Raw genomic sequence first — 24174 nt, 5'->3', positions numbered from 1 at the left:
GGGGTACGGCATGCCGTGCCCCTGCGTTTCGAGGCCATGAGCCACTCTCAATTCCACCTCAATGTCATCGCGAAGTCACAGGCTGTGACGTTCCATGCCCCGGGCCCGCAAAGAATCAACTGTTGCGCTTACCCAACACCCGCTTCACCGCCTCTGCCGCCGCCACCATGCCAAAGGTCGCCGTGACCATGGTCACAGCACCAAAGCCGCCGGCACAATCCAGCTTCACCCCCTCGCCGACAAAAGACTTCTGCTGACACACGCTGCCATCCGGCATCGGGTAACGCAGCTGTTCGGTGGAGTAGACGCAGGGCACGCCAAAGCTCCGTTTACTCTCGGCGCGGGCAAAATTATGCGAGCGACGCAGCTGCGAGCGCACCTTGGCTGCGAGGGGGTCATTCACGGTTTTCGACAAATCAGCCACTACAACCTGGGTCGGGTCTATCTGCCCGCCGGCGCCCCCGGTCGTAATCAAAGGTATCTTGCGCCTTTTGCACCAGGCAATCAGCGCTACCTTCGCGGCCACGCTGTCGATGCAATCCACCACGCAGTCGATCTCACCCACCAGATAAGTCGGCAAGGTCGCTTCGGTGACAAAGTCCATTACCGGATTGACCTCGCAGTCCGGGTTGATCGCCCGTACCCGCTCTGCCATGACCTCCACCTTGAGTCGCCCGACAGTCCCCGTCATCGCCGGTAACTGCCGGTTGGTATTGGTGACACAGATATCATCCATATCGATCAGGGTGATCTTGCCCACCACGGTGCGCGCCAACGCTTCGACCACCCAGGAACCCACGCCGCCAATGCCGACCACCAGCATATGACTGGCTTGCAAAGTGGCCAGGCCATCAGTGCCGTAAAGTCGGGCGATACCGCCAAAGCGGGGATCGATTGTGGTCATTGGGGCCTCGGAGAATGTGACTGACCGCTTCCCCCTCTCCCCAACCCCTCTCCCGCAGTGGGGAGAGGGGCTAGTCTGAGCTGGGCAAAGCCTGAGCTGTCATGGTTATGCAGGTAAAGCTATCGAGCAATTATACCTATGTTTGAAAAACGTAGGCGACGACTGCATGGATGCAGGAGTTAGGGCGAAGCAGGAGCCAGAGCCGAGGCAGGCGTAGCAAGGCAAAACAATCAAAAAGCGCAGTTTACGTGTTGTAAATGAGCATTTTGATCGGACTCGCGCACGAGGCTGTTTTTAACGCGGCTGCGACAACGCAGGTAGTTTTGCAGAGGTTCCCAGCCACCCGTCTCCGCTCAGCAAGTGCTAAAATGCCCGCTGCGACTGACTGCGGAGCCAGCATGGGCCTTTTGTTTGAAGAAATTGATTGCCAACCCTCGGCCATTGGCGAGATTTCGCTGCGGCGGAGGACCATTCCAGCGCTGGGTGAGCGGGATATCTATGAGGTCAAGCTGGGCGACGAGTTCCTGATGTCGAGCATGTTCCCGGAGGCGGAAATCGCCCTGAGCAAGCTCGGTCTGGCGGCAGTCACGGGTGAGCCCTTGAGTGTGGTGGTTGGTGGTCTGGGTCTGGGGTACACGGCGGTGGCTGCGCTGGAAGATCCGCGGGTCAACGAATTACTGATCGTCGATTATCTGGATACCGTGATCCAGTGGCACCGTGAAGGAAAAGTCCCGCTGGGCAAGACGCTCAACGCCGACTCACGCACGCGCTATATCCATGGCAGCTTTTTCGATATGGCGGTTGATCCTGCTGGCGGCTTTGATCCGGCAGCGCCCGGCCGCCAGTTTGATGCCATCTTGCTCGACATTGACCACTCGCCACGCGCCCTGCTGCATGCCTCCAACGCCAGTTTCTATACGGTCGACAGCCTCGGCAAGATGGCCCGGCAACTGCGTTCTGGTGGCGTTTTTGCGCTCTGGTCCCAGGACCCGCCTGATGCTGGATTCATGGCCGTCATGCAGCAATTGTTCAACGCCTGCGACGCCCATGTGGTGCCCTTTTACAATCCGTTCCAGAGCGGCGAATCCACCAACACCGTGTATGTCGGAGTACAACCCTGATGCCCTTTCATCCGCGCAACCAACATCAGGGGCACTATGACTTTGCCGCACTGACCTCGCGCAACAAGGCGCTCAAGCCGCACCTGACCCGCAACCCCAGCGGCGAGCAGACCATCGACTTTGCCGATGCCGTGGCGGTCAAGGAACTCAACCGCGCGCTACTGCAAACCCAGTACGGCCTGAGCACCTGGGATATTCCCGAGGGCTACCTCTGCCCGCCGGTACCCGGGCGAGCCGATGTCATTCATGCCATTGCCGACCTGCTCAACACCAGCCACGACGGCCAACTACCGCCCGGCAACGCGTTATACGGGCTGGATATCGGCTGCGGTGCCAACCTGATTTATCCGCTGATCGGCCAGGCCGCCTATGGCTGGCATTTTGTTGCCAGCGATACCGATCAGATGGCGCTGGATAACGCGCGCCGCATCCTCACCGCCAACCCGGACTTTTTACCGACCATAACGCTGCGCAAGCAGGCCGACCCGGCGCAGGTGTTCAGCGGCATGATCCAGCCCGATGAGCTGTTCGATGTCACCCTGTGCAATCCGCCCTTCCACGCCGACCAGGCCACAGCCCGGGCAGCCAACCAGAAAAAGTGGCAACAACTGGGCAAGCGGGAAAGCAAACGCGACCCCGGGCTCAACTTTGCCGGACAGTCGCATGAACTGATCTGCCCGGGTGGCGAAGCCGGCTTTCTGCAACGGCTGATTGCCGACAGCCAGGCCTTTGCCACTCAGGTGTTCTGGTTTACCACCCTGGTATCCAAGGCCGCCAACCTGCCAACCCTGCGCCAACAGCTGGAAAAGCAGGGCGTCACTGACCTGCGCGTGATCGATATGGCCCAGGGCAACAAGCACAGCCGTTTGCTGGCCTGGACGTATCTGGACAAGAAACAGCGTCGCGCCTGGCGGCGCAAACGCTGGCAAGCGGCAGAGTAAGCCGCTGCCATCTGTTATCATATTGACCGATTACACCTGATGACCGAGTACTCCGATGAGCGATCTGTCCCCGACCCTGGCATTGGCCTGCGAGCTGATTTCCCGTGATTCCACCACGCCGGAGGATGCCGGCTGTCAGCAACTGATGGCCGAACGCCTGGCCAGTATCGGCTTTGTCATCGAAAACCTGCGTTTCGGTGATGTGGACAACCTCTGGGCCCGTCGCGGGACTGACGGCCCTGTGCTCTGCTTTGCCGGGCATACCGACGTGGTACCCACCGGCCCGGTCGAGCGCTGGGATAACCCGCCCTTTGCACCCAAAATCATCGACGGCATGCTGCATGGCCGCGGCGCAGCGGATATGAAAGGCAGCCTGGCCGCCATGCTGGTTGCGGTCGAGCGTTTTGTCGCCGAGCACCCCCAGCACAAAGGCTCGATCGCTTTCCTGATTACCAGCGATGAAGAAGGTCCAGCCACCGAGGGCACGGTCAAAGTGGTAGAGACCTTGGTTGCGCGCCAGGAAAAGGTCGACTGGTGCATTGTCGGCGAACCCTCCAGTACCGAGTTGGTGGGTGATGTGGTCAAGAACGGTCGCCGCGGCTCGCTGAACGCACGCCTGACCATCAAGGGCAAACAAGGCCATGTCGCCTACCCGCACCTGGCACGCAACCCGATTCATCTGGCAGCGCCTGCGCTGGCAGCGCTGGCGGCGGAAGTCTGGGATAACGGCAATGACTACTTTCCGCCGACCAGCTTTCAGATCTCCAACCTGAACAGCGGTACCGGCGCCACCAATGTGGTGCCGGGCGAACTGGTGGCACTGATCAACTTCCGTTTTTCTACCGAATCCACGGTGGATGGCCTCAAGGCACGGGTCACCACCCTGCTCGACCAGCACGGGCTGGACTATGAGCTGGACTGGACGCTGTCCGGCCTGCCCTTCCTGACCGAGCCAGGCGATCTGCTCGACGGCGTTGCCGCCGCGATTCGCGAGGTCACCGGCCGCGATACCCAACCGTCGACCTCCGGCGGCACCTCGGACGGGCGCTTTATCGCCACGATGGGGACCCAGGTGGTCGAGCTCGGCCCGATCAATGCGACCATCCACCAGGTCAACGAACACATCAGCGCCGCTGACCTGGATACCCTGACCGATATCTATCAGGCCAGCCTGACCCGGTTGCTGGTCTGATGCTGCAATTGATTTGCCCTCACTGCCAGGCGCCGCTGCAACAAAACGAGCGGCAATGGCGCTGCGACAATAACCACAGCTATGATCAGGCCCGCCAGGGTTACCTGAACCTGCTGCTGGTGCAGCACAAGAACAGCCGCAACCCGGGCGACACCCCACAGATGCTCGCCTGTCGCCAGGCCTTTCTCGATGCCGGGCACTACCAGCCGGTCAGTGATGCCATCAACAGTCTGTTTGCAGACCTGCCCGAGGGCAATCTGGTGGATATCGGCTGTGGTGAAGGCTATTACCTGGATCGCCTGGCCCGCAGCCTGCCCGCACTGGAGAGTGGTGGCCTGGATATCAGCAAGAATGCAGTGGTCAAGGCCAGTAAACGCAATCGCGACGTGCGCTGGCTGGTGGCCTCCAGTGCCCGCCTGCCCTTTGCCGAACACAGTGTTGATGCCCTGCTCTGTGTGTTCAGCCCCTGGCAATGGGATGCCTGCCTGACTGTACTCAAGCCCGGTGGCCGTTTGCTGCTGGTGGGCCCGCACAGTGATCATCTGCTCGCCTTGCGCCGGGGGCTTTACCCCGAGGTGCATCCGACCCCGCCATTGATCAAGGAACTGCCGGAGAATCTGTCAGTCGTCAGCCAGCAAACCCTGCGCTATCCTTTATCCCTGAGTGCTACTGACCTGGCCAACCTGATCGGCATGACCCCGCATGGCTTTCGCAGCCAGCAGGAGCGTCAAACGCAACTGATCGAACAGGGTGTGCCGGGGCTGGAAGTGGCCATGGACCTGATCATGCTGCAACGACACTGAGGGACTACCCGTGCGCCAACCGGATATTGAAATCTACCTGCGTGAAGATCATGTACCCGCCGTGCTCGACTGGCTGGGTACCCAGGGCCAGCTGCAACTGCCCGCCGGCAAACGCCAGGGCAACCTGATGCTGAACGGCGAGTGCATACCCGTACAGATCATCCCCAAGGCTGCTGGCAAATGGACCTCGATCTGGTTAGACAGCCCGGACACCCCCTGGGCGACGGATGCCGAATGCGCGCAAGCGGTATTTGCGGCTACTGGTCATGAAGTGCGCTGCTCGGTCGGTACCTGGCAGGAAACCGATGGCGAAGCCGACGCCGACCGCTGGCTAAAGGTCAATGCCAACGGCGCCGAAGAATTCAGTTGGCCCTCGCCCTGATCAGCAACTATTGAGCTGATCAGGACCAAGCCAGGGGATAAGCCCTTTAATCCCGCACGATATCTTCCCGGCGCTTGTTCAGCTGCTCCACTTGCCCCGGGCCCAGCTGGAAAGCCCAGCGCGGATCGGCATTGACCAGAATCTCTTCATCCTCAGAGGGCTGGAAGCGATCGATCAAAAGCCAGTGCCGGCCGTTCAGTTCATGCAGGCTGGCTTCAAGCTCGGCTCCGCCCCAGGTAGTGACGGTCATGGTCAGCATCGGCTGATCCAGTTCCAGCTCACTGCGAGGACGAACATCCTGGGCAGTAAGGCTGACCAGGCCCAGCACCATCTGATTCATCCAGCGCTCATTACCCGACTGTTGCTCTTCTGCGAGACCCTCGAGGCGGAAGTTGTAATCGCCCTTTTCGCCTTTGTTCAGCAACAGGGTTTCCCCGTCCGCATGCTGCCATTTTGCCTGCCGGGCAAAGGTCATCGGCAGTTCGGCGACTTGCAGATCCAGCCAGTCAGCGCTGTTGGTTGACATGCCCAGAGCGCGATTGATCAGCCATACCTGGTCCTCTCCGCTAAAACGAATCAATTGGCCAGTACCCACGCCATTGCCGTAGATGATGCCGAACTCGCCCTCAGTGCCACTGACATCGACCCGGAAACTGTTCTCGCCAGCGGCAGCCGAGTCATCCACACCCAAACGCGAATGATGTTCGGGGTTAGCGGTTTGTGGTTCCTGCAGACGGGCGCCCCGCATGGCATGCAGCAAAGCTGCCAGGCGCTCTCGCTGAGCGGGGAAATAGTCATGCTCGGCAACAGTCCAGAGACCGTCGCGGCGCACCAGCGTAACCACCCGCTCATCACGCAGCAGACGTATCTGCCCGGATGCCGCAAGGATGGCCAACCGTTCTTCATTGAGCAAAGGCCGGCTGTCAAAGTCGGCGATGTGATCACGGTCGCGCAGTTGCAGCGCCAGTACGAAGAGCACCAGCGCCAACAGGCCGACGATGATGATGGCTTTACGCATGGCGACCTCCTTATCCTTTGCGCCGCAGGCGACCGATCAGCCACCAGCCAAGCACACCCAGGGTCAGCAATGCCGGCACCAGGGCAATGTTGATGATTTTCAGCCAGTTACCCAGACGCTCGATGTCCGCATTCAAACGAAAACGCACGTCCCGGAGCTGACGACGGATTTCCAGCTTCTCATCAATGAACCCCTGAATCGCCTGTTCCTGCTCCACGGTCAGATCCGTCATCTGCGTCGGGTCTTGCCCCTGCTGCAACTCAGCCAGACGGCGCTCGGTTTCCGCAAGCTGCTGCTGCAAGCGCTGTTCACTGGCCCGGAAACGCCGCTCGGCATCGCGCTGCAGTTCTTCCACCACGGTAAAGGGCCGGCTGAAGTCACCGCGGGAACGTACGCTGATCAATGCATCCGAACCGGAAAGGTTGTCCAGTGCATTGACCAGAAAGCCACCATTGTCTGCCCAAGGTTGCGGGATGCGTTGACCAAAAAAGTCCTGAACCTGTACCCAGAGGCGATCCGCCAACAAGTCGGTATCAGCGACGACGACCACATTGATGTTGTCGGCTTCGGTGCGCTCCGGTTGCAGCCCTTCCAGACCATCCGGGTAAGCGGTCGACACCGGGCCCTGAATGCGTGCAGCGAAATGATACACCTGATCATCTGGCTGGAAGCCGCGTAACAGGGTTTCCGGGTCTTCCAGTTGCGCGAAGCGATCAGAACCGACCAGAGTACTGTTCGGGCTACTCGACATCAGCGGCGTAAAGCGGGTAGCCGCGCCCTCTTGCGGGATCAGCGCCCCGGCCGTGCCCGTGGTCATCAGACTCAACGGAGCGGTGATACTGTCATCAGGGTCCAGGTTGCCCGCTTCCAGCTCCAGCCAACCGATATGCCGCGCCGGCGGGCGTTCACGACCTCGGCTGACCGACATGCCCAGTCCCTCATCGACCACCACCTGCTCCAGGTTGTAATCCACACCCCAGGCGGCCAAAAGCGGGCCAAGGCCAGAGGCGCGCCCATCGGCCATACCATCCATCATGGCTTCCTGGCTCTGATCCATTTCGGCTACCGGGTCGATATAGGCCAGCAAACGGCCACCGCGCAACACGAACTGATCAACCGCAAACAGCGCCGATTCACTCAGCCCCTTGGGGTGAACCAGCAACAGCACCTCAACCTCTTCCGGCACCTGGTCCATGTCATGTTCCAGCGGCTGAATGCTGAACTGCTGACGAATCTGCTCGAAAGCGACCCAGGGCGGCTGACCCTGGCCAGTCATCGGATCCATACCGCCATCCAGCGGCAGGCCGCTGATCATGCCGATCTGGGGCTTGGATTCCTGTGCCAGACTGTGTACCAGGCGACTCAACTCATACTCCAGCAAGCCTTCCTGTTCCAGGGCAAAAAACGGGATAACTTCACGCTCGGCCAGGTTATTGGTACCAGCCAGACCAAAGTACAACCGCTCGCCGGTCTGCCCCAGAGGCACGGCTTGCAGGCCGAACTCGGCGGCGCGATCTTCTGCTTCGGAAAAGGGTTCCGGGTCGATAATCTGCAGTCGCAGCTTGCCATCGGCAACACGCTCGTATTCACGCAGCAGCTCTTCCACGCGGCGGGCATAGTTGCGCAGTATCACCATGTCGCGACTGGCATCATCGGAAAAAAAGAAATTGAGGGTAATTGGCTCCTCCAGATCACGCAGAATCTGGCGGGTGCCATCGGAAATGGTGAACAGCTTCTTTTCAGTCAGGTCGAGCCGCGCACCGGGCAGCAACACGCTGGTGGCCATGTTGAAGGCAAGAAAGGCCAACAGCAGCACCAGCAAGCCGGTGCCGGAATACATCAATCGTTTCATGGGTCGGTCTCCTTCGCCTCAGTCGGCTTTCTTCAAATCGATAACGATGGCGGTTGCCAACAGCCACACGGCCATCAACGAGATGAAATACAGCAGGTCACGCAGATCCAGCACGCCTTTACTGATGGCTTCAAAACGGATCAGGAAACTGAGCGAGGCAACGGCGTCCAGCAATATCTGGGGAGCCCAGCCGCTGAACAGGTCTAGCAGCAGCGGAAAGCCGCTGACGATAAAGATAAAGCAGGCGACGACGCTGACGATAAAGGCAATGACCTGGTTCTTGGTCAACGCCGACATGCACGAGCCAATGGCCAGATAACTGCCGGCCAGCAACCAGCTACCCAGGTAACCGGTAAAGATGGCGCCATTGTCCGGATCCCCCAGGTAATTGACCGTGATGATGATCGGGAAAGTCAGCACCAGGGCAATGCCGATAAACACCCAGGCAGCGAGGAACTTGCCCAGAACCATATCTACCCGGGAGACCGGCAGGGTCATCAGCAGTTCGATGGTGCCCGACTTGCGCTCTTCCGCCCACAGGCGCATGGCCACGGCCGGCACCAGAAACAGGTACAGCCAGGGGTGGAAGTTGAAGAAGGGGATCAGATCGGCCTGGCCGCTTTCGTAGAACCCACCCAGATAAAAGGTGAACACCGCAGAGAGCACCAGAAAGATCACGATAAAGATAAAGGCCAGCGGGGTGGCGAAGTAGCTCGCCAACTCGCGTTTGAAGATTGCGCCGAGATTGTTCATGCGGCCTCCTCTGCGGTCAGTCGACGGAAGACTTCATCCAGTCGGCCACGCTCGACCGAGAGTTCGCGCACCAGCCAGCTCTGCTGTTTGGCCAGCTCGCCCACCGCCGGGAAAATCACCCGGCCGGGTTCGGCGACAACGGTCAGCTGCAGCCCCTCACGCTGGACTTCCACATCGGCCACACCGGACAGGCCTTTCAACGGCTCGATATCCACCGGGCTTTCCAGGTTCAGGGTGACCGCCTGGTGATAACGCGACATGGCTTCCAGCTCATCCGGGGTACCATTGGCCAACAGCTTGCCGCGACCAATGACCACCGCGCGGGTGCATACGGCGCTGACTTCTTCGAGGATATGCGTGGAGATCACCACGATCTTGTTGCTGTCGGCGGCGAGCTGCTTGATCAGCTTGCGCACCTGGTATTTCTGGTTCGGATCCAGCCCATCGGTCGGCTCGTCGAGAATCAGTACCTTGGGGTCATGCAGAATGGCCTGGGCCAGGCCGACACGGCGCTTGAACCCCTTGGACAGGGTTTCAATGCTCTGCTCGCGCACGCGCTCCAGCTCCAGCTGGCTGATTACCCGCTCAACACGCTGCTTTTTCTCGGCACCGCTGAAGCCACGGACTTCTGCAATGAATTCGAGGAATGTCTGTACCCGCATATCGCCGTAGCAAGGCGCACCTTCAGGCAGGTAGCCCATTTCTTTCTGGGCCTGCAGGATCTGCGTCTGGATGTCGTAGCCACAGACTGTGGCTGAGCCGCCGTCCGGCGTCAGAAAGCCGGTGAGCATCTTCATGGTGGTGGATTTGCCGGCCCCGTTCGGACCGAGAAAGCCAAGAACTTCGCCCGGGTGTACATCAAAAGACAGGTTATCCACTGCCGTGTACTCACCGAAGCGCTTGGTCAGGCTGTTTATGCTTATCATGGCCTATTTCCCCAATGGTATGTCTCAGCCACACCCCCGTGCGACTGGTTGCGCAAGCATACAGGTTATTGTTTGCCAACGCTGGATTGACCGCCTTTAGCCACTACAGTTCCATCACGAAAAGCGGCTACTCGACACTCAAACAGGGGCCATCATTGGGGTTCAGGGGATAATTTTCAAGTCTCTGCAGGTCGCGATTTGCGCTGGCGTCGGCAGCGTTCAGAGCAATAGCGCACCTCGTCCCAGCAGGCCGCCCATTTGCGCCGCCAGGCAAAGGGTCGACCGCAGCTGGCGCAGGTTTTCTGCGGCAGATCACCCTTTCTGATCACAAGGCATCACCGGCGTCCAACCGTGCCAGCAGTTGTTCACCCCACTCCCACAGAGCGTCCTGTTTGGCCGGTGCCATGCGCTTGAAGTTGCGGTAAATCATGGCCATGCGCGGATTGCCGCTGAAGTCCTCGGCATGGCGCATGATGAAGTGCCAATACAGGGCATTGAACGGGCAGGCTTTGGCCCCGGTCTGCTCCTGGACGCGGTAGTGACAGTCACCACAATAATTGGACATGCGCCTGATGTACTGGCCACTGGCACAATAAGGCTTGGAGCCAAGCAGACCGCCATCAGCGTGCATCACCATACCCAGGGTATTGGGCAGTTCGACCCAGTCGAAGGCGTCCATATACACGGCCAGATACCAGTCGCATATCTGTTTGGGCTGAATACCGGCGAGCAGGGCAAAGTTGCCAGTGACCATCAGGCGCTGGATATGGTGGGCATAGGCGTGCTCCAGCGTCTGGTCGATTGCCGCCTGCATGCAGCGCATACGGGTTTTGCCGGTCCAGTAGAATTCCGGCAGATCTCGCTGGTTACCTAAATGATTGCGCTCGGCATACTCGGGCATATAGCGCCAATAAATCCCGCGCACGTACTCGCGCCAGCCGAGAATCTGTCGAATAAAGCCCTCGGCGGCATTCAGTGGCACCTCCCCCGCTTGCCAGGCCGCCTGTACATCCAGGCACAGCCGCTGCGGGCTGAGCAGCCCGATATTCAGTGCAGCAGCGATACGCGCGTGATAGAGAAAGGGCTCACCCGTCGCCATGGCATCCTGATAATCGCCAAACTGCGCCAGCGCATGCTTGAGAAAATAAGCCCACAGCTGTTCGGCTGCCGCGCGGGTGACCGGGTAGTTGAAGGCTTCAAGGCTGCCGTAATGCTCCGGGAAACGCTCAGCCACCAGTTGCTTGACTGCAGACACCGTCTGGTCATCCGACAGCTGCAGTGGCGCCGGCGGCTGCTCGCCGGCCGGCAAGGCTTTGCGATTGTCGGCATCAAAATTCCAGGCACCACCGGCAGGCTGATCATCCTCCATCAGCAAGCCGCTTTGCCGGCGCATCTGGCGGTAGAAGTACTCCATGCGCAATTGCTTGCGACCCTTGGCCCAGTCCGCAAAGGTCGCATGGTCACAATAAAAGCGCGTGTCTTCGCGCAGTTCCAGTTCCGGCCAATCGGCTTGCTGCTGCTGAAAGACATCCAGCAGTCGCCATTCACCCGGCTCGGTGAGCACGATCTGTTCCGGTTGATGCTTTGTACGCGCGCGTTCCAGCTCACCCAGCAAGGTACCGCTGTTGCCGGCGGCATCCAGTTCGATGTAATCCACGGTAAAGCCCTGCTCGCGCAGTTCCGCCGCAAAGTGTCGCATGGCAGACAGGATAAAGACGATTTTCTGCGGGTGATGCGGCACATAGGTGCCTTCAGCCATCACCTCAGCCATCAGAACCCGGTCCTGCCTGGGGTCGGCTCCCTGCAGGCTGGACATATCCGGGCTGAGTTGGTCGCCCAGCAACATGATCAAACGGCGAACGCTCATAGCAGCTCCACAGGTTGCTCCGGGTGGCGTTGCAACCAGCCACTGAGAATATGATAAAGATCCAGATCGAAGTCACCGCCGCCCAGCGCCAGCGCCGCGCACCTCTTCGCCTGATCGGTACTGCCCAGCAGGCACCACTGACGCACCACGTGCCATTGGCGAATGCCCTGCACCGGATCGGACTCCGGCAATGCAATGGCTCCTGGCCAATCCCAGGTTGCCAACTGCAGAGGCAGCAGTGCCGCCTGCAAGCGCTGCTGGTGGCTGGACAGAGATTCCAGCCCGCAGCAGGCACCCCAGCAACGGTTCAATTGCTGGGCAAAACAACGGCCCTGCCCGGCTTCCAGCCCCAATACACGCAAACACAGGCCGTGCTCCCGCGCCATTTCACGCAGGCGTTCTCGGGCCTGGTGCCGGCTGCGAAAAAGACCGTACAAGGGGCTTTCCTTGCTGCTGTTCAGGCGGGTAACGTGTTCCAGCTCACCGGATGCCTGCAATCGCCAGCTGAGCAAGCCACGCTGGCGGCGAAGACGTTTGTTGTATAGCGGCTTTAGATCCTTGACCTGCTGCGCCTCCAGCAGCAAGGCACCCAACTCTCCCGCTGTTGGCCTCACCTCGATCCGCGCCACCTGACGGCACAGGCGCGCATGCCGCACATCGGTTTTGGCCTGCTGGAAATGGCTGCGCACACGCTGGCGGATATGGATGCTTTTACCCACATAGAGCAGCGCTCCGCGTTCGGCATAGAAATGGTAAACCCCCGGGCTATCCGGCAAGTCAGCAACATCGGGGGGAGCGGTAGCAGGGAAAACAGAAGTAGTCATGGCACGAGCATATACAGCGATAACTATTCGTACAATGCAGGTACAACAAATAAACACACTTTGCGTGGCTTTATCCCGGACTCACTGCCTGTCACACAACATCCACAAAAACTGTGGATAAGTCTGTGGGCAGCAGGTTGGCAATAGACGCCAGCCCAAGCAGATCAAGCCGCAAGGCATTTCGTGCAAAAACCAACCAGCTACATGGGTAGTCATGCATCAGGCAGGCAATGCGTCAGAACAGCGAGCTCCCAGGTCATGGCCACTGGCCATTTATCACACCAGGCAACGAACACCAGAAGAGGGCAAACATTTCATATAAAACAATGGGTTGAAAACCTATCTGACCATACACCTACAAGCATGCACGCTAACTGTCAACAAGCTATACAACGCCGCCAACCATCACTGCTCCTGGCGGTCAGACTCCGCGGAACGAAGACTCATCCCTGCCACCCGCGCAGGCGATTGACAGTAAAAGAACTTGCTGATAAGAGGAGAGTCATCCACAAAAACTGTGGATAACCCTGTGCGAAAGATCGGGAAAGGCCGGCTCAAGGCCGGGAATCTGGCGAATGCCGCACAATGCTCAGTGGCTGATCAGTCAGTTTTCTTCCGTTCATTTTTATCATTGCCTTCCTCATCATCTTCGCGATCACGCTCGGCAATTTCGCACAAACGCTGCACCACGCGACCATTGACTGAAGAAGGAGGGAAATGTCCCTTTTCATCCAGAGTGCCGACCTCTTCACCCGACAGCAAGCTGAGTGCCTGATCGACATGCTGTACGGCATACACTGCAAACTGCCCTGCTTTGACGGCATCCAGCACCGAGTTATCCAGCATCAGATTGGGCACGTTGGCCTGAGGAATGATCACCCCTTGCTGCCCGGTCAACCCACGTGCCTCGCACAGGCGGAAAAAACCTTCAATTTTCTCATTCACGCCACCAACGGCTTGCACTTCGCCAAACTGGTTGATTGAACCGGTAATAGCGAACTCCTGCTTCAGCGGTGTGCGCGACAAGCCGGAGATCAGCGCACAAACCTCTCCCAAAGATGCACTGTCACCATCCACATAACCATAGGATTGCTCCAGGGCGATGCTGGCGGAAATTTCCAATGGGTATTGCTGAGCGTACCGGCTACCCATAAAACCGGTCAGAATCATTACCCCCTTGGAGTGAATCGGCTGACCCAGGCTGACTTCACGCTCGATATCTACAATACCGCTGCCACCGGGATACACTGTCGCACTGATACGTGCAGGCACGCCGAACACGGAGTCACCCACTTCCAGTACAGTCAGGCCATTACACTTGCCAACGGCCGCCCCGGCAGTATCGATCAGAATCACTCCGGACAGCATATCTTCCCGAATCCGCGCACTGACCCGGCCAGTACGCATTTCCTTTGCTTGCAGAGCACGCTCTATATGCGCCAGATCGGTCAATGGATCAGCAGCCAACTGGCGCAAAAAATCGGCTTCAGCCACCAGTTGAAAGATGTCACTGATACGCGCCGACAGACGCTGCTGGTGCTCTGCCAGGCGTGCACTGTAGGTCAACACTCGCGCTACGGCCGCAGCACTCAAGGGCGCCAGCCCCTCTTCAGAGGTGCGCGTCTTGAGTAACTGCGCCATACCTTCAATACTGTCCGGCGTTCGTGGCAGGTCTTCATCAAAGTCGACCAGCACACGAAACATTTCCTGAAAATCAGGATCCAGGTCCTGCAGGGTGTAGTACAGCTGACGCGAGCCAATGATCACGACTTTGACATCAAGTGGTATCACTTCCGGCGTCAGCGTCACGGTAGTCAGACGACCAAGTTCAGCCCAGGGTGATTCCATTTTCAATTGGCGTGAGTGCAGCGCGCGTTTCAGAGCTTCCCAGACAAAAGGTTCGCCAAGCAGCTTCTCCGCTTCCAGTACCAGATAACCACCGTTGGCGCGGTGCAAGGCACCCGGACGAATATGCCGGTAGCTGGTTACCAGGGCACCCTGCTCCGAACTGTATTCGATGCGGCCAAACAGATTATCGTAGGATGGATGCGGTTCATGCACTACGGGGGCACCGCCACTACTGTGATGGCCAACGATCAGACTGGGGCAATACTGCTCGACCAGCATCTGCTTCTTGTATGCATCCGGACGTGCCTCCAGGGCCCGCTCTTCGACCAATTGATCAATCACGGTCTTCAGCAGATTCTGCTGCATCGCGTGTAAATAATCACAGATTTCCTGATTACCGCTGTATTTTTCCAGCAGCGGCGCCAGCAAGGGCTCCAGCGCTTCGGAAATGGTGACTTCATTGAGTTCACGCAGCTGGTTGCTGGATTCACGCTTCCATTGTGGCAGGCTGGACAGCGCCTCGTTGAGCACTTCTTCAAGACTGGAAATGTCCTGATGAAAGGTTTCGCGCTCGCTCTCTGGCAGTTGGGAAAAATCCGCCTCATCCAGCGCCTTGCCATCTTTCATCGGGGTAAAGGCAATATTCTGCGCATCCCGGTATATGGCAATGCTTTTCTCCAGTGCCACGCGTTCAACCGAGTCTATTGCCCGGTCATAACGCAGATTGAAGGCACGATCAATGGAGCTCTTTTTCTGCTGATAAGCGGGATGCTCGAACACCGCCGGGAATGTCGCCAGCAAATTGTCGACCAGCTGGGTAATATCATCAATCAAGTCATCGGCACTGCCCGGCACCAGACTGATTACTTTGGGTTCACGTGGCTCATCGAAGTTGTTGACGAATACGCAGTCCTGCGGCGTCACCTGGCGTTTAGCTTCAGCCTTGAGATAACGCGTAACGTAAGAAAAGCGCCCAGTACCCGGCTCTCCCATGACAAACACGTTATAGCCCGGGCGATGCATGGCGACACCAAACTGCAGTGCTTCCACCGCCCGTTCCTGACCAAGTATTCCGCGAAAGGGTTCAAGGTCATCGGTGGTAGTAAATCCGAGCGCTTGCAGATCGATCGGCATGGTAAGTTGGTCAGGGGTCAGTTGCAGGGCGGCCGGCTCTGTGCTCATCAAGCATCCTTGGGTAAGTAAACGTCAGGTCAGCCGCATTGTTGCTGTGCCGGCCCCTTGTGGTCAATCATCAACTGCCGATGGATTGAAGGCTTTGACCAGCTCACGCACCAGAGGCTTCATAAAAAAGCTGCTGGTCGGCATAAGATTGACCTGTACCTCGCGAGCGCTGAGCTCATCAGCAACGACTGGACCCACTGCAGCCACACAGAGAGCGGCAAGTGCCTTGCGCAGGCCTTGCTCACCTTCAGGCTGGCGCCGTGCAATCTGGAACAACCGGCGTACCTGAGTGGCGCTGGTAAAAGCCATTGCATTCAGCTCACCTGCCTGCAAGCGCTGGATCAAAGCACTGACCTGGACATCTTCCACATCATCGGCATACACATAGGGAGCGACTGTGCGTACCCGCGCACCGGCTTTGTGCAGAAAATCGATCAGGGTGTGATTGGGGTCGGTGCCGTATAGCTGCACGGCTACTTGCCGTCCGCCGAGGTCTTCCCGATTGAGCGTTGCAATCACTCCGGCAGTGGTCGGCTCGTCTGCCAGCAGATCGGGTTTCAGGCCAATCTTGCGCAGCGCAGCACCCGGTTTCGGGCCTCGGGTAATTGTGCGTACCTTGCCCAGAGCAGCAATAAAGCTGTCTCGCAGGGACTCGTCCACACGCTCGGCAGCGGCGAGCAAACGACGCAACCCCTCACCGGTCAGCAGAACCAGATCATCCGGAGGAGTGGCGATAAATTCCTGCAGCCATTGCCGCACCGGCGTTTGATCCGGCGCATCATGAATGGATACCAACGGGCAACGCAGAACCTGGGCGCCACGCTTGATCAGCATATCGGCGAACAGGTCAAGCTCGCGACTTTCCGGCAAAGCTATATGACAGGCGTGCAGTGGCAAAGGGGCAGTCATCGGCATTCCTTGATAAAAAACGGCATTATCGCGCGCACCAAGCCGCCGTTGAAAGCCCCTGTTCCGTGTTGCTCAGACCTCCCAACCGCGCTGATGCAGGATACCATCCAGGGTTCGGCTGACAGCAGTACAGTTGCGCACCATCTCGATACGGTCCCAGGTTGAGCGCTCACCTTCATAAATCAAGCGATGCATGGCTTCGCGGGAGGGTGGTGCCAGCAATCGGAGCGGATGATCCCAACGATTGCGCAGGAATATATTGATGTCGGCAGTATATTCCTGCGCCAGAATGCCATAGGTCAGGTGTTGAACCAGGCTCAGCATGGGTGACTTGATACGAACGTGTTGACGGCTGAAGCGCAGAGTTTCCGCTGTCCCCAGCTTCAACAGTCGACCCTGGAAATTGAGTACGCTGCGCACCGGGTTGCTCGGCCGGTCAGGGTCCGGGGTAATCGCCAACGCGGCGGGGTTCGTCATACTGGAGATAAAGTGATTGACGCCATACAAACGGGCCAACCGCTTGGCTGGAAGGTCATCCGCGAAGGAACCATCTATCCATTTCTCGTCTGGCAGGTAAGGCGCCGTTTCACCGGACGCATTGCGGCACATCAGGGTTACTGGCGGGTAAATGCCATAAATGGCGCATGACGCCATAACTGCAGAGCGTACCAGTACATTGGGCGCAGTAATGGCGTTCAAAAGGCGCGGCGCCTGACGCGGACTGAGTCCGGTCACCGTGATGTTGAGCTTGCGGCCGGTTCGTTCGAAGGCTTCCTGAAAGGTCAGATCAGGAACGATGTGCTGCAAATAATCGCGCAGGTTGTCCGCATCCATATTTGGCCGGCCATTACCAAGCAATGACAAAACCGGGCGAATCTGCTCGGCTTCGTCGACCTCATGGTGCAGATTATCCAGATTCAAACGTTCTTTCAGCTCGTCATCAGCATGGGTACAGGCTGTCGCGGCAAGGATCGAGCCGGCACTGGAGCCTGAAATGATTTCCGGCAACAGGCCACGATCAAACAATGCCTTGAGCACCCCGGCATGGAAAAACCCGAGTACCGCTCCTCCACTCAACATCAGAGCAGAACGACCATAGCAGTGGCTGGCGCGCTGGAAAAAATCCTGTTTTTCCTCCAGTGAGATGATCTTCTCATCCACTTCATTGAGATCATGCAGAGCACCGCACAACTCATCGATATAGCGTGTAATCAGGTTCTTGGTACCCAGCTTTGCCTTGCTGTACAACGCTGGCTTGCCCATGCCTCCCAGATTGCCGTGAATACCTTCATTAAGGATAAACAACAATTGTGGATAGTCCCGGCGAAAGCGCAGATCGCGTAATTGATCCAGCCGCTGACGAATGGCACGGTAGTCATAGCTCTCACAGGCGTCATCCTGTTTCCATTCATCCAGACCCATTTCATGGTCATAGGCACCGGCCAGCTCTACCCACTCCTCATAGCTCTCGGCCTGCTCCATTTCTTTCAACAGGCGTTTGCCCTGGTTTCGCTGCATCAACTTGATCATCTGCTATCCCCACTACTTGGACTCTGGGTGCTGAGGACTCAGCACCCGGACAAAACTTCAGCCGCCATTGGCGGACGTGCGCCGACCCGCTTCAACCACGGCGTCATCCCCTTTAGTGGCAGCCTTTTCTGCTGCCTGCTTGTCAGCGGTATTGGCGGCCTTGCGCGTAGTCGTTTTAGTGGCCGTCGACTTGCCTGACTTGCTGTCACTGCTGGGCTCGACTACCGCAGTCACTTCTTTCGCCGCCGCGGCCTTGGCTTCTTCCACCGCTTCGGTTGCAGCCAGGTACTCACGGGTGGATTCCGCCAGGCAGCTGACATAAAAATCCATATCCGGTACCACTTTGCGATCCGCCAGAATACCGATGCAGATGCGGTCATAAATACCGGTAATACCATGACTGATCGCCACACCGTCCGAGATAGGCACGATGGGCGAAACTGCCCGAATGGTCGCCCCGGCAAAATACTTCGGCACCATGCCGGGAATACCCGGCACGTTGGTAATAATGGTATTGACCATCGGGTATTTACCCGCCAGACGCAGCTTGTTGCTCAGGGCAGCGCCCATATTGCGCATATAAGCAGGCACCATATCACCATAGGCATTATTCAGATCGCAGAGCACCTCTTTGGCCAGCGGAATCCCGTGCTGGGTGCGGCGCTGAACGGCTTTCAGGCGCTCAACCGGGTCGGCAATATCGGTACCGATACCGACAAACATGGCGGACACCAGATTGCCGCCGTCTTTACGGGCGTCTTCCGGGCGAATCGACACCGGGCACATGGATACCAGTGACTCATTGCTCGGCAGCGCATTATGGGCATTCAGATAGCGGCGCATGCCACCGGCGATCAAGGAAATGATGACATCGTTCAGGCTGGACCCGGTACACAGCTGACGCATCCGTTTCAGCTCGGCAATGGTCAGCTCGTATCCGGCATAACTGCGGTGAGGACTGATGGTGGTATTGAAAATAGTCTTCGGTACACGGCGTTGTTCCGGGCGAGCGTCACCGCGCAGGCGCTTGGCCAGCTCGTAACTCTTGCGCGTGATCTCGATACCGGCACGCATGCTGCGGAAAGATTGACCGATCATGCGCGGGGCAGTACGAGCCCACATTTCCAGCCGAGTCGGCGGACGTTCGGCAACTTCAACCAGATCACGGCGACCGTATTCGTGGTCCGGTGTGTCTTCCCACAGCGCAGTGGTCAGCTCCAGGCCAGCCTTGCCGTCAACATAGGCATGGTGAAAACGGATCAATACGGCAAAGCTGCCCGGCGGCACGCCCTCGACGTTGTTGACCCCTTCGATAATATAAATTTCCCAGGGTGCCCGCTCCATATCCACGCTGCGCGACATGGTGCGCGCGGTAAAGATACACAGCTGACGCCAGTCGCCCGGCTGCGGCAAACCGACATGGCGCACGTGATACTCGACGTCAAAGTTTTCATCCTGCAGCCAGTAGGGGTCGTCCAGCTGGAAAGGTGCCTGCTCGAGGCGGCGACGAAAGTACGACGTGGTATTCAGGCGGTCAGAAATGTACTGCAGGATGTCCTTGTGCCTAACCAGACCATCGGGTGCAGTAGTCTGATCACACAGCCAGAGGCTACCAATCATCATCGGCTGGTTGGGCGCTTCAAAGTAGAAAAATTGCGAATCCATTGGTGTTAGTTGTTTCACAGAGTCGACCCTCGCTGAAAAGTACGCGTTGCGGAAATTGGCAGATATTATTGTCGTTGCTATTTCGTACAACTACGTTGACTGTAATCAATCAATACATAAATAGCGTATAAGACAGAAAAGAGACAGGTATGACTTTAACCTGTGATGGAGATATTTTTATTAAACGTAGTATAGAACTTACTGGTCATCTTTGCACGAAATGTGCGCAACCGCGCATGACCGGGCAATGGATTTACCGGTGATGAAGGTGAACTGAAGAACAGGAGCGTGAATCGGAAGGGGCAGGCGATTGAAGGAGCTAGTTGCGCAACAAACGAGCAATTGCCTCATCGTTGTATTGCACCCGTCCCCCGTCAATGATGATCACCCCTTCGCGAACCAGGGCCTCATACAGGCGTCCGGCCAGCGCGGGATCGGCCTTGAACTTGTTGCGGATACTGTTGCGCAGGGTATCTTCGCGCGCAGGACGATTCTTGCGGTAGGTGGTCAGGTGCCGACAGTAGCGTGCCAATGCCTGATCATCATCGCTCTCGCTGTTCGGTTCGACCTTCTGGGAGCCAACCCGCTCGGCTGAGCGGCCAATCCGGTGCAGCAGTTGAATAGCGTGATCCAGGTCGCCGTCATTGGAAACGATGACGAAGTGGGTATCCAGCGGCAACTCCTGCGCCAGCAAGCCGGCAAAAAAGCAGATGCCGAAGTCAGCCGAGTTCTTGCCGGTCTGGTCCATCTTGTGAATGGTCAAACGCTCCTGCTGCAGGGCTTTGGACAATGGCACCAGCCAATCCAGCGGCACCTTGGGACCGCGTTGAGCGTAGCAGATGATTACTCGATCAAATTGCTCCAGACTTTTCGGCAGGTGGTTCAGATGATGGGGGCAATTTTCCAGATCCAGCAACAGCACGCTGGTCTCATGCTCCGTAGCATGCCCGCTGCTATCTGAGGCTTCACTGATGTCCCCCATACGAACTCCTGTCCTGGACTTGCGGTTGAATAGGCCCGCAAGCCTGCGATTCAATCAGCCTGAGTGTATACCGTAAAAGCCGGAGCAATCACATCACGATAATTGCGGATGCGCTGCACATAGTGGACCGGCTCATAACCCCGTGCATAGCCGTAACGGGTATCAGGATAGTAGCGTTTGTCAGCTTTGAGCGGCAGCACTTGTCGCATGTCAACCCAGGAGTCAGGGTCCTTGCCCAGCTCGCGGGCGAGTTGGCGTGCATCCAGCAGGTGCCCGCGACCAATGTTGTAGCTGGCCAGGGCCAGGAAGGTACGATCCGGCTCGGGGATATCCTCCGGCAAGCGAGCATGTCGATCAGCCAGATAACGCGCGCCCCCGAAGATTGATTGCTCAGGGTCGAGGCGGTTACTGACCCCTACATCACTGGCAGTGTTTTGCGTCAACATCATGATCCCGCGCACGCCCGTTGGTGATACCGCCTGAGGGTCCCAGTGCGACTCCTGATATGCCAGTGCAGCCAACAGATCAGCCGGCATACCGGTCTGCTCTTCAGCACTGACAAACACATCCATATACCGCGGCAGTCGATCGGCAATCCGGCGATTCAGGGCCCGGAAGTCGACAAAATCAAAATCGCCGATGTAGTTGTAGTAACGCTGCTGCATCAAGGTTACCGATAACTCTCCGTCACCGGAGTCGATCCAGCGACGGCTCTGGCGAGCCAGGCTTCGCTGACCGCGAGCGGTATACCAGCCCAGCTGTTCACCTTCGCGCAAGTCCATGGCAATGCTCAGCGCCGGAAACTGCCTGCGCATGACCTGCACGATATTGGAGTCAGCTACCGTGCAATCCACCTCGCCACTGGCCACGTCCGCCAGCAGAACTTCGGTAGTCCGCTCGTTGTCCGCTTCGAATTCCATGGCAGGCTCGGCTTCCTGCAGCCGAGTCAGGGTCTGAATGTAACTGGATTCTGCCGTTACCCGTATTGTCAGACCGACCATATCTGCCGGACTGTCCGGCAACTGCCGCAAGCTGCGCGAGCAGACCAGCTGTTCGCTGACCCGGGTATGGACCGCACCGGGATGGAAACGCTCGTCACGTTCCGGCAAATGCGTCAGGCCGGCGGCAGCCAGATGCACTCGGCCTTCCTCGAGGGTAGCCAGAACGGCGGCAGTAGAATCAACCAGCGTCCACTCAACGTCCCATCCCTGCGCCGCAGCAAAGTCAGTCACCAACTGATATTCCGGGCCAATCGCCTGTTCATGCCGGTCCAGATAATAAGTGGTGGAGCTGTTTCGGCTGACGACCTTGAGGATGCCTGAATCACCTGGGGACTCCAATGCCGGGGCCGTCGAGTCCGAGCAGGCATTCAAGCCGGGCAGCAGGAACAACAGAATAATCGGCAGGCAAAGTCTTGGCATATCAGTCTCGCTGTTATGGGCTTGCCTCCAGTGATAGCACACTGATTATGCCCACTGCAAAGCGAAGTCATGTCATCGCATGACTGCGCAAGCCTGACTCGATAGTTTCCTTGCTGAGCCAGCGACGCAGCAATTGAATACCCGCTTCCTGTCTCCGACTGCTCTTCCAGGCGAAATAGAAGACATCGCCGGTTACCACAAAGTGTGCCGGCAAACGCACAAAATCCGCTGAATCAGCTCGTGTACTGAGCATGTAATCGTTGGTCAGGGCGATACCCTGATGGTAACGCGCAGCTTCCAGTGCCAGCAGCATATGACTGAAGTGCTGCAGCCGGGTAGCGGCCGGAATTACCAGCCCGGCAGCGGCAAACCAGGCCTGCCAGTCTCCCGCTGCGCGATTATAGATACTGTGTGTAGAGAGTAGCGGGAAGCCGGCCAATTCATGCGCGGTCAACTGATTGCTGTCGGCATGTGCCGACAACGGATCCAGCCCGACTCGCTGGCATATCTGCTGCCAAAGACGCTGGCTGCAAACCGGGAAAAGGCGCTCGGTATACAGCAAGTCGTAACTGTAGGCCGTGGAGTCCGGCCGGACGGTGATAAAGCAATCTGCTACCCGGTCGGACAATTCCGGTATCTCGCTGCTCATCTCCAGCGCCAGATCCAGTTGCGGATAGGCCTGCTGCAAGTCAGGCAAGCGGGGTACCAACCAGCGCACGGCAAAGGAACTGAATACCGAGAGGCGAATTTGTGCCCGCTCATGTCCACGCAGTTGTTCACTGGCCTGCTCGATCTGACGCAGAGCAGCGCCGATCGCTTCGGCATACTGCCTTCCCTGCTCGGTCAACTGAAGGTATCGACCGGTACGAACGAACAGTGACTCTCCCAGATAGTTTTCCAGCTGCTTGATCTGATGACTGACTGCACTCTGGGTTACCGACAGCTCTTCTGCGGCACGCGAAAAGCTGTTGCAACGAGCTACTGCGGCAAATACGGGCAAGGCTTTCAGGGGTGGCAATTTCATTATCTAATTTTCTAATAGTTAAGAAATAAACATCATTTTATCGAATACTCAAAGTCTTTTACACTCGCCAGCTGTTCCATTGTCGCGAGTCGAATCATGTCCGGAAAAACGGTCAACAGTGCTATTTTTTTGTTGGTCATTGGCAATGCACTGGCACTTGTTTCCGATGTAATGATCAAGCTACTGGAAGCCGATGCACCCATTTTTCAGTTTGTCTTCCTGCGCAGCCTGATCACTCTGGTCGTGCTGTTGCCCTTCTACCGGCACATTGATCGCAAGCACTTGTTCGCCGGAGCCAGCTTGCACTTTTCCCGAGCGCACCTGCATCTGATCGGTATGCTGTGCATGGTATATGCCTTGCTCAATCTGCCTTTGGCAACGGCCAACGCGGTGTTCTATGCTGCTCCTATCATCGTCATGTTGCTGTCTGTCGTGTTCTTCAAAGAGCGTTTGACCGGACTCAGCCTGCTTGCTGTATTCAGCGGTTTTGCCGGCATTCTGGTCATTTTGCGGCCGGTCGATTTTTCCTGGGCTGCACTGGCCGCTCTGGCTACTGCGCTGACACTGGCCATCAACGCCGTCCTGGTTCGTCGCCTGCCAGCGCAGCAGTCAACGGTGCACAAGTTGGTGCTGAATTATTTGATGATACTGCCCCTGTGCGCGGCATTGATGCTTTGGGAAGGCGCGCAATGGAGCTGGGGAGTTTTGTTCAGCGCCCTGGGCTCGGCGATATTTATCCTCGGCTACAATATCAGCGTGCTACTGGCGTATCGTCAGGTAGACGCCAATCAGATTACCAGCGCCGAATATACCGGGCTGTTGTGGGCGGTGGCGATAGGCTGGATCTGGTTCGCCGAGGTGCCGGATCTGTGGTTCCTCTCAGGTAGCCTGATGATCGTATTGCCACTGATTCTGATTGGCTTGCAACACCGCAAACGCGTACGCATCGCCAATCATCACCTGTCGGATACCCGCTATCACCCGGTACGCAAACAGTCCGCATCAAGCTGATCTCGGCAAGCGTTATCAC

20 protein-coding genes and 1 pseudogene are annotated in these 24174 nt (G+C 57.7%); 6 read left to right on the top strand and 15 right to left on the bottom strand.

Features of this window, described 5'->3' with window-relative positions; translation table 11 throughout:
• Positions 1–115: 115 nt before the first annotated feature.
• Positions 116–904 carry a tRNA cyclic N6-threonylcarbamoyladenosine(37) synthase TcdA gene (gene tcdA, locus BLU07_RS02945; protein ID WP_092383993.1) on the bottom strand — a complete coding sequence of 263 codons (789 nt, stop codon included), beginning with the start codon at positions 902–904 and terminating at the stop codon, positions 116–118.
• A gap of 398 nt (positions 905–1302) precedes the next feature.
• Here tcdA and BLU07_RS02940 point away from each other — a divergent pair, with 398 nt between their 5' ends.
• From BLU07_RS02940 to BLU07_RS02920, 5 genes are read left to right on the top strand one after another with little or no spacing between them, the layout of a single operon-like run.
• Complete coding sequence (locus tag BLU07_RS02940) at positions 1303–2025, top strand: spermidine synthase (RefSeq protein ID WP_092389543.1); 723 nt, start codon at positions 1303–1305, stop codon at positions 2023–2025.
• Positions 2025–2966, top strand: a complete 942-nt coding sequence (rlmF, locus tag BLU07_RS02935; protein WP_092383991.1) for a 23S rRNA (adenine(1618)-N(6))-methyltransferase RlmF — start codon at positions 2025–2027, stop codon at positions 2964–2966. Before BLU07_RS02940 ends, rlmF begins: the two co-directional genes overlap by 1 nt.
• Positions 2967–3021: 55 nt before the next feature.
• Positions 3022–4158 carry a succinyl-diaminopimelate desuccinylase gene (dapE, locus tag BLU07_RS02930; protein WP_092383989.1) on the top strand — a complete coding sequence of 379 codons (1137 nt, stop codon included), beginning with the start codon at positions 3022–3024 and terminating at the stop codon, positions 4156–4158.
• Entirely contained in the window at positions 4158–4961 is an 804-nt protein-coding gene (locus BLU07_RS02925; protein WP_092383987.1) for a putative RNA methyltransferase, read from the top strand. The genes dapE and BLU07_RS02925 overlap by 1 nt, the downstream gene beginning before the upstream one ends.
• A gap of 10 nt (positions 4962–4971) precedes the next feature.
• Complete coding sequence (locus tag BLU07_RS02920; RefSeq protein ID WP_092383985.1) at positions 4972–5343, top strand: hypothetical protein; 372 nt, start codon at positions 4972–4974, stop codon at positions 5341–5343.
• Between the two features lie 46 nt (positions 5344–5389).
• On the opposite strand, the gene BLU07_RS02915 is transcribed toward BLU07_RS02920, so the two are convergent.
• The 14 genes and pseudogenes from BLU07_RS02915 to BLU07_RS02850 form a co-directional block, all read right to left on the bottom strand.
• Positions 5390–6361 carry a DUF4340 domain-containing protein gene (locus tag BLU07_RS02915; protein ID WP_092383983.1) on the bottom strand — a complete coding sequence of 324 codons (972 nt, stop codon included), beginning with the start codon at positions 6359–6361 and terminating at the stop codon, positions 5390–5392.
• Positions 6362–6371: 10 nt separating this feature from the next.
• Positions 6372–8213, bottom strand: coding sequence for a GldG family protein (locus BLU07_RS02910; RefSeq protein WP_092383981.1), 1842 nt, complete (start codon positions 8211–8213; stop codon positions 6372–6374).
• Between the two features lie 18 nt (positions 8214–8231).
• The gene (locus tag BLU07_RS02905) at positions 8232–8966 is read right to left on the bottom strand and encodes an ABC transporter permease subunit (protein WP_092383979.1); all 735 of its coding nucleotides are present in this window, start codon (positions 8964–8966) and stop codon (positions 8232–8234) included.
• A pseudogene (locus BLU07_RS02900) lies at positions 8963–9847 on the bottom strand (ATP-binding cassette domain-containing protein); the annotation flags it as partial. The pseudogene BLU07_RS02900 and the gene BLU07_RS02905, both read right to left, overlap by 4 nt.
• Positions 9848–10068: 221 nt before the next feature.
• Complete coding sequence (locus tag BLU07_RS02895; protein ID WP_197675104.1) at positions 10069–10218, bottom strand: DUF2256 domain-containing protein; 150 nt, start codon at positions 10216–10218, stop codon at positions 10069–10071.
• Entirely contained in the window at positions 10218–11759 is a 1542-nt protein-coding gene (locus BLU07_RS02890; protein ID WP_092383973.1) for a cryptochrome/photolyase family protein, read from the bottom strand. Before BLU07_RS02890 ends, BLU07_RS02895 begins: the two co-directional genes overlap by 1 nt.
• Positions 11756–12583 (bottom strand): GIY-YIG nuclease family protein, encoded by an 828-nt coding sequence (locus BLU07_RS02885; protein ID WP_092383971.1) that lies wholly within the window; start codon positions 12581–12583, stop codon positions 11756–11758. The genes BLU07_RS02890 and BLU07_RS02885 overlap by 4 nt, the downstream gene beginning before the upstream one ends.
• A 600-nt stretch (positions 12584–13183) precedes the next feature.
• Positions 13184–15613, bottom strand: a complete 2430-nt coding sequence (locus BLU07_RS02880) for a Lon protease family protein (RefSeq protein WP_092383969.1) — start codon at positions 15611–15613, stop codon at positions 13184–13186.
• A gap of 63 nt (positions 15614–15676) precedes the next feature.
• Positions 15677–16522, bottom strand: a complete 846-nt coding sequence (locus tag BLU07_RS02875; RefSeq protein ID WP_197675050.1) for a uroporphyrinogen-III synthase — start codon at positions 16520–16522, stop codon at positions 15677–15679.
• 72 nt (positions 16523–16594) lie between these two features.
• Complete coding sequence (locus tag BLU07_RS02870; protein WP_092383965.1) at positions 16595–18052, bottom strand: DUF3336 domain-containing protein; 1458 nt, start codon at positions 18050–18052, stop codon at positions 16595–16597.
• A 57-nt stretch (positions 18053–18109) separates the two neighbouring features.
• Entirely contained in the window at positions 18110–19735 is a 1626-nt protein-coding gene (locus BLU07_RS02865) for a wax ester/triacylglycerol synthase family O-acyltransferase (protein ID WP_157719066.1), read from the bottom strand.
• A 301-nt stretch (positions 19736–20036) separates the two neighbouring features.
• Positions 20037–20699, bottom strand: a complete 663-nt coding sequence (locus BLU07_RS02860) for a PIN domain-containing protein (RefSeq protein ID WP_197675049.1) — start codon at positions 20697–20699, stop codon at positions 20037–20039.
• A 50-nt stretch (positions 20700–20749) separates the two neighbouring features.
• Positions 20750–22120: a membrane-bound lytic murein transglycosylase MltF gene (mltF, locus tag BLU07_RS02855; protein ID WP_092383961.1), complete on the bottom strand. Its 1371-nt coding sequence runs from the start codon at positions 22118–22120 to the stop codon at positions 20750–20752.
• A gap of 67 nt (positions 22121–22187) precedes the next feature.
• Entirely contained in the window at positions 22188–23144 is a 957-nt protein-coding gene (locus BLU07_RS02850; protein ID WP_092383959.1) for a LysR family transcriptional regulator, read from the bottom strand.
• Between the two features lie 96 nt (positions 23145–23240).
• Here BLU07_RS02850 and BLU07_RS02845 point away from each other — a divergent pair, with 96 nt between their 5' ends.
• Positions 23241–24155: a DMT family transporter gene (locus tag BLU07_RS02845; RefSeq protein ID WP_092383957.1), complete on the top strand. Its 915-nt coding sequence runs from the start codon at positions 23241–23243 to the stop codon at positions 24153–24155.
• Positions 24156–24174: the final 19 nt, after the last annotated feature.

It is taken from the genome of Halopseudomonas salegens, assembly GCF_900105655.1.
GTDB classification, from domain to species: domain Bacteria; phylum Pseudomonadota; class Gammaproteobacteria; order Pseudomonadales; family Pseudomonadaceae; genus Halopseudomonas; species Halopseudomonas salegens.
The sequence above is the reverse complement of the archived record's forward strand: the minus strand, read 5'-3'. Positions and strand labels throughout refer to the sequence as shown.

Bases quoted from the DNA above. Each gene is read 5' to 3' on its own strand.
- rlmF (WP_092383991.1), top strand. From the start codon at position 2,025: ATGCCCTTTCATCCGCGCAACCAACATCAGGGGCACTATGACTTTGCC.
- BLU07_RS02925 (WP_092383987.1), top strand. From the start codon at position 4,158: ATGCTGCAATTGATTTGCCCTCACTGCCAGGCGCCGCTGCAACAAAAC.
- BLU07_RS02870 (WP_092383965.1), bottom strand. From the start codon at position 18,052: ATGATCAAGTTGATGCAGCGAAACCAGGGCAAACGCCTGTTGAAAGAA.
- BLU07_RS02885 (WP_092383971.1), bottom strand. From the start codon at position 12,583: ATGACTACTTCTGTTTTCCCTGCTACCGCTCCCCCCGATGTTGCTGAC.
- BLU07_RS02875 (WP_197675050.1), bottom strand. From the start codon at position 16,522: ATGACTGCCCCTTTGCCACTGCACGCCTGTCATATAGCTTTGCCGGAA.
- BLU07_RS02915 (WP_092383983.1), bottom strand. From the start codon at position 6,361: ATGCGTAAAGCCATCATCATCGTCGGCCTGTTGGCGCTGGTGCTCTTC.
- tcdA (WP_092383993.1), bottom strand. From the start codon at position 904: ATGACCACAATCGATCCCCGCTTTGGCGGTATCGCCCGACTTTACGGC.
- BLU07_RS02880 (WP_092383969.1), bottom strand. From the start codon at position 15,613: ATGAGCACAGAGCCGGCCGCCCTGCAACTGACCCCTGACCAACTTACC.
- BLU07_RS02845 (WP_092383957.1), top strand. From the start codon at position 23,241: ATGTCCGGAAAAACGGTCAACAGTGCTATTTTTTTGTTGGTCATTGGC.
- BLU07_RS02910 (WP_092383981.1), bottom strand. From the start codon at position 8,213: ATGAAACGATTGATGTATTCCGGCACCGGCTTGCTGGTGCTGCTGTTG.
- dapE (WP_092383989.1), top strand. From the start codon at position 3,022: ATGAGCGATCTGTCCCCGACCCTGGCATTGGCCTGCGAGCTGATTTCC.
- BLU07_RS02905 (WP_092383979.1), bottom strand. From the start codon at position 8,966: ATGAACAATCTCGGCGCAATCTTCAAACGCGAGTTGGCGAGCTACTTC.
- BLU07_RS02940 (WP_092389543.1), top strand. From the start codon at position 1,303: ATGGGCCTTTTGTTTGAAGAAATTGATTGCCAACCCTCGGCCATTGGC.
- BLU07_RS02860 (WP_197675049.1), bottom strand. From the start codon at position 20,699: ATGGGGGACATCAGTGAAGCCTCAGATAGCAGCGGGCATGCTACGGAG.
- mltF (WP_092383961.1), bottom strand. From the start codon at position 22,120: ATGCCAAGACTTTGCCTGCCGATTATTCTGTTGTTCCTGCTGCCCGGC.
- BLU07_RS02890 (WP_092383973.1), bottom strand. From the start codon at position 11,759: ATGAGCGTTCGCCGTTTGATCATGTTGCTGGGCGACCAACTCAGCCCG.
- BLU07_RS02850 (WP_092383959.1), bottom strand. From the start codon at position 23,144: ATGAAATTGCCACCCCTGAAAGCCTTGCCCGTATTTGCCGCAGTAGCT.